The organism is Stenotrophomonas terrae (genome assembly GCF_039674165.1).
GTDB classification, from domain to species: Bacteria; Pseudomonadota; Gammaproteobacteria; order Xanthomonadales; family Xanthomonadaceae; genus Stenotrophomonas; species Stenotrophomonas terrae_A.
Genome location: NZ_JBDJMY010000001.1, coordinates 86,308 through 101,267 on the forward strand (window position 1 = coordinate 86,308; position 14,960 = coordinate 101,267).

Annotated in this window: 5 protein-coding genes; 4 read left to right on the forward strand and 1 reads right to left on the reverse strand. The window is 63.3% G+C overall.

Annotated features, from left to right (window positions below; all coding sequences use genetic code 11):
* The first annotated feature begins 264 nt into the window (after positions 1 to 264).
* The 4 genes from ABE493_RS00430 (at position 265) to ABE493_RS00445 (ending at position 12,648) form a co-directional block, all read left to right on the forward strand.
* Entirely contained in the window at positions 265 to 5,067 is a 4,803-nt protein-coding gene (locus ABE493_RS00430; RefSeq protein WP_346496200.1) for an OmpA family protein, read from the forward strand.
* Positions 5,064 to 8,756, forward strand: a complete 3,693-nt coding sequence (locus ABE493_RS00435) for a hypothetical protein (RefSeq protein WP_346496202.1) — start codon at positions 5,064 to 5,066, stop codon at positions 8,754 to 8,756. The genes ABE493_RS00430 and ABE493_RS00435 overlap by 4 nt, the downstream gene beginning before the upstream one ends.
* Before the next feature lie 28 nt (positions 8,757 to 8,784).
* Positions 8,785 to 10,992 carry a DUF6923 family protein gene (locus tag ABE493_RS00440; RefSeq protein ID WP_346496204.1) on the forward strand — a complete coding sequence of 736 codons (2,208 nt, stop codon included), beginning with the start codon at positions 8,785 to 8,787 and terminating at the stop codon, positions 10,990 to 10,992.
* 312 nt (positions 10,993 to 11,304) lie between these two features.
* Positions 11,305 to 12,648, forward strand: coding sequence for a DUF1254 domain-containing protein (locus ABE493_RS00445; protein ID WP_346496206.1), 1,344 nt, complete (start codon positions 11,305 to 11,307; stop codon positions 12,646 to 12,648).
* Positions 12,649 to 13,120: 472 nt separating this feature from the next.
* On the opposite strand, the gene ABE493_RS00450 is transcribed toward ABE493_RS00445, so the two are convergent.
* On the reverse strand, positions 13,121 to 14,695 hold the full coding sequence (locus ABE493_RS00450; RefSeq protein ID WP_346496208.1) for an SDR family oxidoreductase: 1,575 nt from the start codon (positions 14,693 to 14,695) through the stop codon (positions 13,121 to 13,123).
* Positions 14,696 to 14,960: the final 265 nt, after the last annotated feature.

Below are 14,960 nucleotides of genomic sequence, written 5' to 3' on the forward strand. Positions count from 1 at the left end.
ACTGTCTGAAGTCATACACGCAATTCCACTGCGCAGTTGGGTTCGTATTTTTACTGGTTGCATGGCGGTGTATCTACGCTGGATCAGTGTTTCAGTGGCGATTTACATTCAGTGTCGACGGCCTGCAGTCGTGGGTTGGTCCATGCGCATTGAGTGCGTTGACTCGAAAGCTAGTCGGTAACTACTCGCCTGTATGGGTGCTTCGCTCGCTGCCGACAGCGGTGGGCGAGGCCGCGCCACCGGGCCAGCCAGGGAATAGTCCACGTGTGCAACCACTCCTACTTTCGGCTCCCCAACGCTGTGCGGGTCGTTGCTGTTGCGGCGCTGCTCGCCCTGTTTCCGTTGCAGGCCGCGGCCCAGGTGTCCAATACCGCGCGGATCGCAACGCCGCCCGGCGTCACCGATACCGATCCCAGCAACAACACCTCGACGGTCGTGACGCCGCTGGTTGGCACGTTGGACACCGTCAAACGCTCGGACATAGGCAGTGGCGTCTCGGTCAGCATCGGCCAGACCCTTACCTACACGCTGACCACCACGGTTGTGGGCGGCCCTTTGGGCAGCACGCTGACGCTGACTGATACCTTCAGCGCGGGGCTGGCCTTCGGTGCAGTGACCAATGCTGGCAGCTTCAGCTGCAACAATGCCGCGCCGGTGACATGTACGCTGCCGTCCGGTACTGCAGCGGGCAGCTACAGCGTCTCCTATACCGCAGTGGTCACGCAGGCCGCCGTCAGCCAGGTCACCAATACCGTTGTACCCAGCGATGGTACCTGCAGCGACTGCAGCACCACCAATCCGCTGGTGACGGTGGCCACCTCCAAGCGCTCCGATGTGGGCGCTGGCAACGCCGTCGAGCGCGGCCAGACCATCACCTACACCGTAACCACCGTGGTCAGTGGCAATGGCAGCTTGACCTCGCCGCTGCTGCTTACCGACACGCTGAGCAGCGGGTTGAGCTTTGGCAGCATCGTCTCGGCAGGCAGCTTCAACTGCGTGGCAGGCAATCCGATCCGTTGCACCTTGCCGACCGGCACTGCGGCTGGCAGTTATCCGGTCAGCTACAGCGCCGTCGTCAACGCCAGCGCGGTGACCGAGGTGAGCAATACCGTGGTGCCCAGCGGCGGCACCTGCACCGATTGCACCACGGTCAATCCACTGGTCGAGATCACCACGCGCAAAAGCTCCAATGTCGGCGATGGGGCCCAGGTCGCCATTGGCGATACCTTGGTGTACACCTTGACCACGACGGTAAGCGGCGGCGCATTGGTACAGCCCTTGACCCTGACCGACACCATCGGCGCCGGTTTGACCTTCAACCTGATCACCCGTGCCGGCGCTTTCAGCTGCAACGCAGCCAATCCGGTGGTCTGCACCCTGCCTGCGGGTACGCCGGCCGGCACCTATGATGTCAGCTACTCGGCAACAGTTGCACCCACGGCGACGGTGTCGGTGCGAAACGCGGTGGTTGCCAGCGCCGGCACCTGTGACCCCTGCACGACACTTGATCCGTTGGTCGACGTGCTCACCCGCAAGGCCTCCGACATAGGCGATGGCACCGGTGTGCAGGTTGGCGACACCATTACCTATACGCTGACCACGAACATCACCGGCGCCGGCAGCTTGCTCAGCGATCTGGTGTTGACCGATACGCTCAGTGCGGGACTGGCATTTGGTGCCATCACCAACGCCGGCAGCTTCAGCTGCACCGGCAGCAACCCGGTGATCTGCACATTGCCCACTGGAACCGGGCCCGGCGTCTACCCGGTCAGTTACACCGCGGTGGTGCAGGCCGGTGCAACGACGTCTGTCAACAACACGGTGGTGCCCAACCAGGGCGGCTGCGTCGACTGCTCAACCGACAATCCCTTGCTGCAGATCAGCAGCAGCAAGATCGTGGATGTTGGCAGCGGCACCGCCGTTCAGCGCGGGCAGCTGCTGACCTATACGGTTACCACGGTGATCAGCGGCAGCGGTGATCTGAGCCAGCCGTTCACCCTGACCGATACCCTGGGCGCAGGGCTTGCCTTCAATGCGATCACTTCCGCCGCTGCATTCTCGTGCAATACCAGCAATCCGGTGATCTGCACGTTGCCGGTGGGTACAGCGGCCGGCACGTATGCGCTCAGCTATACGGCGCTGGTGACTGATGATGCCACCACCTCGGTAGGCAACAGCGTGGTGCCCAGCGAGGGAACCTGCACCACGTGCACCACGATCAATCCACTGGTGGAAATCGCCACCAGCAAGACGGTCGACGTCGGTGCCGGAACCGCAGTCGCGCGCGGCCAGGCCTTGGTCTACACCGTCACCTCGGTGATCAGTGGCGGCGCGCTCAGCAAGGCGCTGGTGCTGACCGATACCTTTGGCCCCGGATTGGATTTCTCCGCCATCACCGCCGCCGGCAGCTTCAGCTGCAACGCCGCGACACCGGTCGTGTGCACGCTGCCGGCCGGCACTGCCGCTGGCAGTTACAGCGTCAGCTACAGCGCTGTGGTGAACACCGCTGCCACCACGGCGGTGCACAACAGCGTGGTGCCCAGTGACGGCAGCTGCAGTGTGTGCGAGATCGACAATCCCTTGTCCGAACCGGTAGTCACCTATGCCAAGAGCGTGCTGCTGCCAGCCGGGCAGACAGAAGTGCGGGCGGGTGACAGCCTGACGTTCACCCTGACCACGACGATCACCGTTGCGCCGACGACCGACGTGGTGACACTCACCGATACGCCGGGGCCAGGCTTGCAGTTCAGAGCCATCGGTGACGCCGGCAGCTACACGTGCAATGGCGGAACCCCGTTGATCTGCAGCCTGCCGGCGGGCACCGCCATCGGCACTTACGCCTTGACCTACACGGCGGTGGTGACAACCGACGCAAGTGGTTCGGTGCGCAATGCCGTGCTTGCCAGCGGCGGTGACAATCCAAGCTGCACTGTCAACTGCGGCACCGATACGCCGGTGTTGACGCCGGTGGTGGATGTCAGCAAATCGGCAGATCCCAGCAGCGGCACCCAGGTCGAACGCGGCCAGGTATTGCGTTACACCCTGACCGCCGTGGTCGGCAACGCGCCGACCACCCAGCCCCTGGTGCTGGTGGACACCGCCGATGCCGGACTGACCCTGTCCGCGCTGCCAGCGCAATGCAGCCAGAGCGGCAACACTGTGACCTGCACATTGCCGGTGGGTACCGCCGTAGGCGTGCACACCTTGAGCTATGACGCCACTGTCAATGAGCAAGCTGGCAGCGTGGTCAACAACACTGTTGTGCCCAGCGGCGGCGGGCCGGAGCCGCCGGGTTGCGACAACTGCACAACGCAGCACCCGGTCGATGATCCGCTGCTGCGCATCACCAAGACTGCCGGTGTGCGCGAGGTGAAGATTGGTGATCTGGTGCTGTACACGCTGCGGATCGAGAACGTCAGCGGTGTTGATCTGGTCAACGGCAGCGTGGTCGACAGCAGCCCGGCAGGTTTCAGCTTCGTCGCGGGTTCACTGCAGCAGAGCGGTGGCGATCCGTTGATTGTCAGCGGCGCCGGCCCGGTGCGGCTAGGTGGGCTCAATCTGCCGGCCGGTGGCGTGATAACCGTGGCCTACCTGATGCGCGTCGGCGCCGGCGTGCGCCAGGGTACCCACGTCAATCAAGCCCAGGCGCTGTCGCCAGCAGACACGCCCATTTCCAATATCGCCACCGCGGAGGTAATGCTCAGCCCGGATCCGTTACTGGATGAAAGCCTGATCATCGGCACGGTATTCGACGACCGCGATGGCGATGGTTGGCAGGACCGTGCTGATCTAAGCAAGGTGACGGTGCAGGGCGGCTTTGCAGCGGGCGATTATGTCGCCGGCTCGACGGTGTTGCTGCGCGACGGTGCCGAGGTTGCGCAGGCTGATGCCAGCGCGCCACTGCTGCATGGTCTGGCGCTTGGCGCGATACCCGCACGGCAATCCGATGCCGACCCGGCAGAGCGCCACCAGGTGGTCATCCGTCAGCGCCTGCGCGCGGCCAACTTCAGCGACGATTTCGTGCTGACCAGCGCCGAAGGCTTCAGCCTGCGCATGGACCAGGCCGGCCAGACCCGGATGGAGCTTTCCGGTGACGCACGCAAGGGCTTGAGCGGCGCCCGGCCGCAGGTGCAACGGCGGGTGTTCGAAGACGCTGGCGGCACGACGGTCGAGTATGTGGTCAGCAACGATGGTGTCGACGAACGCGGCATCCCCGGCGTACGTATCGCCTCGGTCGAGGGTCTGTTGATGGAAACCGATCAGTTCGGCCGCTATCACTTGGTGGGTATCAACGGTGGCGTGTGGGAGCGCGGGCGCAACTTCATTCTCAAGGTCGATCCAGCGACGTTGCCGGCGGGCGCGGAGTTCACCACCGACAATCCGCTGCTGCGGCGTATCACCCCCGGGTTGCCGGTACGCTTCGATTGGGGCGTGAAACTGCCGCCGGGCCGTATTGCCGGTGGCGAGGAGCGGGTTGAACTGGTGCTGGGCAAGGTGTTGTTCGCGCCAGGCAGTGCTGAGATACCAGCGCGCTTCGACGCAGTGGTGGAGCGCATTGCTGACCAGGTCCGCGGCCGCCGTGGCGAAGTCCTGGTGAGCGCGGATGGAGATCCGCCCGAGCTGGCGTTCGCCCGTGCCACCGCGCTGCGCGATGCACTGGCTTCGCGCCTGCAACCGCAGGATCTGCAGCAGGTACAGATCAACGTACGCACCGACCAGACTGCGGAGGCGCCGCTGATAGTGGGCTGGTCCAGCGGTGAGGCGCTGCTGGGAACCATCCTGTTCGACAACGACAAATCCACCATCCGCCCTGAATTCAGGACATTGATCACGCAGATGGCCGCTGCGCTCGAACGTGATGGCGGTGGCCAGGTGGGCATCGTCGGCCATACCGACGTGCACGGCAGCTACGACTACAACGTCAAGCTTGGTCTGCGCAGAGCCCGCGCAGTACAGGAGGCGATCACTGCGCAGTTGTCTCCAGCGCTGCGTGACAAGGTCAGGGTGCAGGCCGAGTCGGACCCCAAGGCACCGCTGGCCGCGCCGCTGCAGGAGGGAACGCCATGAAGCGCAGATTGCTCGATTGCACCCTGGCCGGTCTGCTGGCCAGTGGCGCTGCCGCTGCGCAGGCGCCGCCCACCGTTGCCTCGCCCGCCGCCGACGCGCAAGCGTTGGATTGCAGTGACAACGGCTGCAGCAATGATCAGGGACTGCTGTTCCAGTTGCGTACGCGCAGCTATGACCAGCCGGTGACCACGGGCACCGGCCCGCGCTCCTCGATAGAGGCGTTGCAGCCGGACCGGCGCGTCACCGTTGCCCGCGAACGTCCCGGGCAGGCCACCGCGGTTGGCCGCTTCTCGGTGCAGCTGGCCGATGGCGGCGTGGTCTGGGCAACAGAAGATCCCAATCTCGGGCAGCCGGAACTGGCGGTGTCGGCACCGTCGTTCGTGGCTTACGACGGCCAGCGCATCGTTGCACCGGTACGGTTTGCTATACGCAGCAACTACCCGGCGTTCATCCAGCGGATGGAGCTACGTTTGTACCGGGCGGCCGACCTGGACTTGATCGAGCCGCTCGCCACCGTTGCGGTTGCGCCTACCGGCGTGGCCCAGGCCGAATGGGATGGCGTGCTGCCAGACCGCTATCGCTACCGCGCTGGTGATGATCTGGTGTACGTGCTGCGCGCATATGCTGCCGATGGCGCCTGGGACGAGACCGCACCAAGCCGCATGCAGCTGGTGACACCGGAGGAAGCGGAACGCGGCAACCGGTCGTTGCGCGACACCACCGAAAAAGCCTTGGGCAGCGCGTTGAGTGTTGAGCAGGCGCAGCAGCAGCGGCTGGTCGATGACGTGTTTTCGCGCAATGGCCTGCGCCAGCAGAACATCGCGGTATATGGCTCGCGGGTGCGCATACAGGGCCGGAACCTTCCACAGGGCCGCAGCCTCAGCATCAATGGCGAGCCTTACCCGGTCGATCTGGAAGGCAAGTTCGTGGCTGAATTCCTGATGCCCGTTGGCCGCCATGGTTTTGATATCGCGGTACAGGCGCCGGGGCAGGGCAGTGCAGCTGCGGTTGCCCAGCATCAGCAGCTGGAGGTGGATGTCTCCGGCAGCTACTTCTTTGGCATTGGCATGGCCGATGTGACCATCGCGCAGAACGACATCGGCCGCTCGACCGCGGCACTGAGTGTGGATGGTCGCTACCGTGATGACATCATCAGTGACGGGCGGCTGGCCTTCTATCTGAAGGCCAAGGCCCGTGCCAAATACCTGATCACCGCGCAGGCGGATACCACCGAACAGGACCTGGGCCATCTGTTTGATGGCTTCACCAGTGCAACGCCGCAGGACATTTTCCGCCGGCTGGATCCCGATCTGTACTACCCGACCTATGGCGACGACTCCAGCACCTACCGCGATGTCGACACCATGGGCCGCTTCTACCTGCGCGTGGACTGGGACAAGAACCAGGCGCTGTGGGGAAATTACGCCACCGGCCTGACCGGCACCGAGTACGCGCAGTACGTGCGCTCGCTTTACGGTGCAGCGGTGAACTGGCGCTCGCGTGCGATCAATGCCTGGGGTGACCCACGTACGGAACTGCGCGGCTTCGGCTCGCAGGCCGAAACCGCGCCGGGCCACAATGAATTCGCAGGCACCGGCGGCAGCCTGTACTACCTGCGCAACACCGACATCCTGCCCGGCTCGGATATCGTGGTGCTGGAGATCCGTGACCCCGCAACCGGGCGCGTCGAACAACGCGTGCCACTGATGCGCGGCGTGGACTACCAGATCAACGAGCTGCAGGGACGCTTGCTGCTGACCAGGCCTTTGGCCCAGATCACCCGTGAGAACGTGCCTACTTTGACCCGCGACAGCCCGCTGGACGGCTACGAGCAGCGCCTGGTGGTGGACTACGAATGGGTGCCGAGCGACTTCGATGATGACAACATCACCGCCGGTGTACGTGCCAAGCAGTGGCTAGGTGATCATGTCGGCGTTGGCGTCACCTACGTCAAGGAAAACCGCAGCGGCGAAGACTACACACTCAGCGGCGCCGACCTCACCCTGCAGGCCGGCAAAGGCACTTACCTGAAGGCCGAGTACGCGCACACCGAATCATTTGGTGCGCCGGTGTTCTACTCGGACAACGGCGGCATGAGTTTCGTGCAGAGCAACCGTCTGCTGGGCCAGCGCAAGGGCGATGCGCGTTCGCTTGAAGCGCGCGCCAACCTCAAGGAGCTCGGCTGGACCACGCTGGACTGGAGCGCTGGCGCCTGGTGGCGCGACACCGATGCAGGCTATTCAACGGCACGTTACGACACCAACCGCGACGTCACCGAGTATGGTGCGGAAGTGCTGGGACAGCTGACCACCGATCTCAGCCTGTATGCACGGTACAGCCGCGCCGAGATCGGACGGCAGGCCTTGACCCAGGCGCAGGCCAGCATGGAATGGCGCATCGGTGACTACGATACCCTCAGCGGCGAGATCCGCCGGGTTGAAGAGCAGCGACTGTTGAGCAGCGCCACTGGCGTGTTGGGCGCAGTCAAGTACGCACATCAGTTTGGCACCAGCCTCAACCTGTATGGCTTGGCACAGGCCACGCTGGATGACGATGGCGGTCAGTACGAAGACAACAATGCCTTGGTGGCAGGCGGCAAATACCTGTTTGGCGATCAGTCCTCGGTCTCCGCCGAAGGTAGTGTTGGCGATCGCGGAAATTCAGCGATGGTGAGTGGTGAGTACCGGCTCACGCCCGAGCATTCGCTGTATACCGGCTACACGTATTCGACAGACAGTACCGACTATGAATCGCTGTTTGAGCCCAACCGCCAGAACGGCTGGACCATCGGCCAACGCTGGCGCCTGTCCGAACGCAGCAACATGTTCAACGAGAGCCAGTTCATCAAGGAGCCGCAGCAGTCCGGTATAGCTCATACCTACGGCATGGATTTCTATCCTGCGCAGGGCTGGAACATGGGTTTCACCCTGCAGACGGGCGATCTGGAAAAGCTGGGTGGGGCCAATGTGGATCGGCGCGCGGTCAGCGTCAGCGGCGGCCACACCTCACCTGCAGCCGATTGGCAGAGCAAAGTGGAGTGGCGACGTGATCAAGGTGGCGAGAACCGCACCCAGTGGGTCACCACCAACCGGTTGACCTGGAAAATCAACGAGAGCTGGCGCATCGCTGCACGCGTCAACTACTCCGATACCGATGATGACTATGATCGGCTGGCCAATGCGCGCTTCCTGGAGAGCAACCTGGGCTTTGCCTGGCGGCCATGGAACAGCACGCGCTGGGCGTTGTTCGGCCGCTACACCTATCTGTATGACCTGGCCACGCTCGGGCAGGTGGGGGGTGCCGAGTACGATCAGCGTACCCAGGTCTTGTCGCTGGAAGGTGTCTACAAGCAGGACCAACATTGGGAATACGCCTTGAAGCTGGCGCGTCGTGATGGTGACGTCCGCATGCAGCGCGGCTATGGGCCTTGGTTCGATTCGGCCACCAACTTCGCCGCCGCGCAGCTGCGTTACGAGCTGCGCACGCAATGGCACGCGTTGGCTGAGTACCGGTGGTTGGATGTGGCCGATGGTGGCAGCCGGCAAGGCTTCCTGGTTGGCGTGGACCGCGATATCAGCCGCAACTTCCGTTTGGGCGTGGGCTATAACTTCACCGAGTTCAGCGATGACCTGACCGACTTCGATTACGACCATCGCGGCTGGTTTCTCAACATGACCGGCATGTATTGACGGCGCGGCGCACTCCAGGACAGATGCCATGACCATGACCCGTATGCAGCAGCTTCCTATTCACAATGGTCGTCCAGCCGTGCCGACGCAGCATTGGCTTGCGGCAGCGTTGTGGATGCTGTTGGCCTTGGTTGCAGCGGTACCTGCAGGCGCACAGAGCAGCGCAGGTGGCGAGGCAAGCAGTGAAGGATTGCTGCTGACCCTCACCAACAGCCCTGCGCTCGGTGGCGTCGATCTACCCGATGACTACTATGTTCCCGGTGGCGAGGTCAGCTATCAGTTGCGCGCTGCAAACAAAGGTACGGCTACGTTCCGTGGCCACTTGCAGACCAAGCTGCCGGCGGGCATGACCCAGGCGCGCTGGACATGCCAAGCTGATGCTGGAGCGCGCTGCCCAGCCGTGCAGGGCAGCGGTGCCGTTGATGCGCTTGCGCATCTTCCGGCAGGCAGCAGCCTGACCTATCAGTTGACGATAACGGCTCCAGCCGATTACCCAGGCAGTCACCAAGCCCTGGAACTGGAGGCCGCACTGCAGCCAGTCGAAGGCAGCAGCGGGCCGCGTTTGAGCGTGCGTGACAGTGACCGCGCGCAAGCCGATGCGGGCCTGCCTGCGCCCATCGCTCCAACAACGTCAGCTACCGATAGCGCGGGCGCACGCACAACCGCTGATCGCGCCACTCCGCGCGCTAGTGCGGGCCTGCAATCTTCGCCCAGCGGCCTGCGTTCAGGGCTGGGTGCCCCTCGGGCGCTCGCACTGGGTGGCCCTTTTGCCCAATGCAGCCCGGACATGTTCATCAGCCAGGCTCCGACCGGGCAGGACAACACCACTCTGTCGCGTGTCGATACCAGCTCCGTGCCATTCACCCTCGTACCGTTGGGTACCGGCAGCGTGCCGTACAACGCGGTTGGCTACCGGCCAGCGGACAATTTCCTGTATGGCATACGCATCGGCACCACCAGTCTGGTGCGCATCCACTCGGACGGCTCCACCGAGGTACTTGGAGCAGTCAGTGGGTTGCCGGCGCCGACCAGCCCGCCGGTAAACAACAGCTACAACGCAGGCGAAATCGGCACGGATGGGTTTCTTTATGTCAAAACACAAAATGTGGTCAGTGCAATCTATCGCATTGATCTGACCACGGTGCCAGGCACGGCAACCCGCATCAACCTGATTGGCGGCACCGTCAGTGGTGCGGACATGGCGTGGATCAATGGTCGGCTGTACACGGTCAACCAGAACGGCACGGTGGCCTGGATCAATCCCAGCACCGGCCAGGTCACCACGCTTCCGGTTGCCAATGGCACGCTGGGAAACGTTGGCGCATTGTTCGGCACACCTACCGCCTTGTATGGTTCGCGCAATGATCCGGGTGGCTTCTACGAGTTCGACCTGGCCACCGGCGCGGGCACGCGCTTGTCCGGCTCGCCGGTGGTGGGCAGCAACGACGGCGCCCACTGCGCGTCGGCTGAAATCGTGCTCGGCGTGGATGTTGGCGTCACCAAGACCAATACCCCGGCACAAGGCCCCAACGATCTTCCCAACGATACTTACCTGCCGGGGACGAACGTCGTTTACAGCATCGTGGTCAGCAACCGTGGCCCGATCGGCGTGCAGAACCTGCGTGTGCAGGATGCACTGCCGCCGGGAATCTCCACCGCCAGCTGGACTTGCCAGATAACCCAGGGCGCTGGTGAGTGCGGACAAAGCAGTGGCAGCGGCGCAATCGATGACCAGCTGGATCTCGAATTCGATGAAACCAACCGCATCGTTTCCCAGGCCACCTATACCTTGACCATGGCGGTGCCACTGGCCTATCCGCAAAGCCAGCCCATGCTGACCAACACCGCGATAATCACCCCGCCGAGCAACTACAGCGACACGACGCCCAACGACAACACCGCGACCGATACCGATCCCGCGCCGCAGGCCGACCTGTCGGTGGTCAAGGCCACCCCCAGCGCCAGCGTGCGTGTTGGCGACACCATTAACTACAGCTTGACCGCCAGCAACCTGGGGCCGGCCGACGTCAGCAATGCCGTGCTAAGCGATACGCCCAATGGCCGGCTCGACTGCCTCAGCCCCAGCACGCCACCGTCATGCAGTGCCACAGGTGCAGCGACCTGTCCGGCCGCGCTGAGCCGAACCGCGCTGTTTGGTACCGGCGTGATCATTCCCAGCTTGCCGGCCAACAACGGCACCGTAGTTGTCACCGTCAGCTGCCTGGTCATTCCCTGAGCAGGGCGGAGGATCGCTAGTGGTTGATGAGCAGATGGGTAAGCGCAGGACAGTGGCGGTGTTACGTCAGCTTCGGCAGCAGAAGATCACCGGCAGTAGCTTTACCGCTTTTTTCCTATGGAATTGCGGACGCGTTGATCCTTGGGCAAGTCGTAATCAGGCAGGGCGCTGGCCCAGAGGTTGCCGTGGGACCGGCCAGAATGCCTGCAGTGTGGCAATCGGCACCTGTCAGTGCCTTATCGCAGCTGGAGACCTATCGTGGAAAAAATCGGCGTTGGTGAGCGTGGCACTGTGAGTAGCGCAGCAGATGCGATGCGGATTACCGAAAGCTATGTGCGCATGGCTGCGCCCTATGTCTATTTCTGGGCATGGCCGATGGTGAATGTTCATAACCGCCGGCTGGTCTTCGACAAGGCGCCACAGCCGGGCCTGATGAATGGCGTACTGCCGTTGGCGCCGCTGAATACCTTGTCGATGCTGCACGATTACGTAAAACCCGAACAGCGCTGGGTGGCCTGTCCCAATCAGGACGTGGTGTACGGCGCCGGTGTCATCGCCCTGGACAGGTCGCCGGTGATCGTGCAGGTGCCTGACTTCGGCCAGCGCTTCTGGGTCTATCAGATGGTGGATATCCGCACAGACAGCTTCGCTCATCTTGGGGCGATGTATGCCAGCAAGCCCGGGTTCTATCTATTGGTTGGGCCCGACTGGCAGGGCGAGACGCCGGCCGGCGTGAACGAGGTCTTTCGTGCCGGCAGCGATACCGGAATGGTGATTCCGCGTGTGTTCCAGGATGACACCGACGAGGACCGGCAGGCAGTTCAGGACGTCATCGCACAGATCGATCTCTACCCGCTTGCGCAGTTCGACGGGACGATGAAACGCCATGACTGGAAATCGATTCCGAGCTTCGCACCGGCCGGAAGCAATGATGCCGGCGGCGAGACGCAGTGGGTGATGCCGCAAACCTTCTTCGATCAACTACCTTCGGTGCTGGCCGACGCGCGTCCACTTGCCGGTGAGCAGGCGCTGTATGCGCAGGCCTTGGCGCTGGTTGCGGCAATCCAGCAGGATGCTTCGCTCAAGGCCGCGGCTATCGAAGCAATTACGCAGGCCGATGCCGATGTGATTGATCCCTTGCTGCAGTTCCGCAATTGGGGCGTGCCGCGCAGCGAGCACTGGTCGACGGTAGACAATGGCGCCGCGTTCGGCACCGACTACTTCGCCAGAACGGCAGTAGCCAAATCGAACATCATGGTGAACACCGCCGAGGAGACCAAATACATCTACCAGGACCTGGACGGCGAAGGGCAGCGATTGAACGGCACCCATCGCTACCAAGTGAAGTTTTCTCCGGGCCAGACGCCGCCAGTCGATGGCTTCTGGTCGCTAACGTTGTATGACGCCAACCATTTTTTTGTTCCCAATCCGATCCAACGCTACTCGCTGGGGACCAAGAACAAAACCTTGAAGCTGGCAAGCGATGGTGCGCTGATCTTGTACGTGCAGGCCACCTCGCCGGGCGCGGCGCTTGAAAGCAATTGGCTGCCTGCGCCGGCGAACGCCGATTTTTCGCTGTTCCTGCGGGCTTATTGGCCCAAGCCGGAGGTTCTGGATGGGCGCTGGGCACCGCCAGCAGTCACCCGCATAGGCTGAGCTGTCGAGCAGCAGCGGGTTGCACAGAAGAATCGAAACTTTGGTCGCAAACCTATTGCTTCGCCCTGGTCCTGGCGCTCATGTTCCTTGCGTTGTTTACGCGTGGGCTCGGGCGCGCCGCGGACTTCGAACGGCTCTGGCGGTCCTTGCGGTCTCTGATCATTGCCGTAATTCCTCGCGGTGGGCGGCTGAGCAGGCCGAGCGGTGGTCGGCGCATCGCTGGCTGAGCCACCGCCGCTGACGACGGATATCTGGGCTCGCACACTAGAGAAGCATGTCGAGATGGCAGGCCCTCATGTGAAGACCTGCAGTGCGCAATGCTTGCGGTGGGCTATTGGCAAACAGACGGTCGCGCTGGGCAACGCCCTAGTCGGTGACCATCACCCACAGCCAGAAAGGGGCGCGGTGCTCGGCGAGAAACTGCTCCAGCCCGCTCAATCGGGCTGGATTAGCGCAACGGTGATCTACGGACTCACCAATCGGTGGGCGCATAGTCCTTCAGGAACTGCCCCCAGACATGCTCGCCGGTATTGAAGCCGTGGATGATCGGGTCGACGATGCGTGCGGCGCCGTCGATGATGTCCAGCGGCGGGTGGAAGCGTTCTTCCTGCACCTTGCGGGCGGCCAGGCCTGCCGGATCCTCGTCGGTTACCCAGCCGGTATCCACGCTGTTCATATGGATGCCGTCGTTCTGGTAATCGGCTGCCGAGGTGCGCGTCATCATGTTCAGCGCGGCCTTGGCCATGTTGGTATGCGGGTGACGGGTGGTCTTGAAGTTGCGGTAGAACTGCCCCTCCATCGCCGACACGTTGACGATGTGCTTGTCGCGCTCGGGCGTGGCCAGCATCAGCGGCTTCAGCCGCGCATTGATGATGAACGGTGCGATGGCATTGACCAGCTGTGTCTCCAGCAGCTCCACCGACGGAACTTCGGCCATGCGCAGGCGCCAGGAATTGCTGTCGCGCAGATCGACCTGCTGCAGATCCTGGTCCAGGCGCCCATCGGGGAACAGATGACGCTGGCCCAGCAGTTCATCGGCCAACAGCGGTACCTGCGACAACTCGGCGGCGCGGGTCAGCCCGTCGGCGCCATTGCCCTGCGGCGAGGGCAACGCAGCGGCGGCTGCCACCGGCAGCAGATCGGCGCTGCGCAGGCCTTCGTAGTTGCCGATCAACTTGCGGATCGTATCCGGCAGGCTCTGCACGGCAGCGGTTTCGCCGGCCATCATGTGCGCGTAGAACTGCGGCGGCCGGCGTACGGTCTGGCAAGCGTTGTTGATGATGAAATCCAAGCGCGTGCGGGTGGCCAACAGCTCACTGCAGAAGGCTTCCACGCTGGGCGTATGGCGCAGGTCCAGCCCGTATACCTGCAGGCGGTGGCCCCACACTGCGAAGTCGGGTTCTTCGGCGTAACGTGCCGCAGAGTCGCGCGGGAAGCGTGTGGTGACGATCAGCTCGGCACCGGCACGCAGCAGCTTCAGGCCCGCCTGATAGCCGATCTTTACCCGGCCGCCGGTCAGCAAGGCGACGCGGCCCTGCAGGTCTGCAGTCTCGGTGCGCTTGATGTAGTTCAGATCGGCGCAGACCGGGCACATCTGGTCATAGAAGTGATGCAGCTGGGTGAACTTCTGCTTGCATACATAGCAATGGCGCTGCTCGGGCGAGTGCACCGGCTCTTCAACTACGGCTGCACCTTCACCGTTGTGCGCGTCGTGCAGACCAGCGGCATGCGGCGGAAAGTAGTTCGGGGTGCTGAACACCGGCTTGCGGCGCAGGGCGCGGATGCCGGTCTGTTCAAGCAGCGCCTCGGACTTGCGCACCTTCTCCTGGTGGCGCTCACGGGCCTGCTTCTTCAGCATCTGCCGGCGTGCCTTCGGCTCGGGGTGGAAAACCTTGGCAACCACCTGGTGCAGGCGCACGCGGTCGGCTTCGGACAAGGTGTCGAGCATGCTGCGATCAGCTTCGATCGCCTCCAGCAGATCCAGCGCTTCGCGCAGGCGGTCTGACAGGAGCAGGGCAGGGTCAACAGGTGTGGCGATGGTGTTCAAATGACAATCCGGAAAGAGCGGCGGCAAGCCGTGGATGGACAGCAGAGCGGTGACCGCCTCGATGCGGGTCCATGCTGTAGCAGGCCGGGAGGGCGTGGCCGGGGGCAATTGTCCCAGATATCAGGGGGTTGGCGCCAATCTGCGGCCGCCAGGGGCAGCGCAGGCTGGTTTTTCGCTCTCGTGCGCGGCAGCGGTTCAGGCTGGGCGCGCAGCGGGAGCCGCGAAGCCACGATGGGCGACACAGCTGCCATCGGCGTTTGGCCCT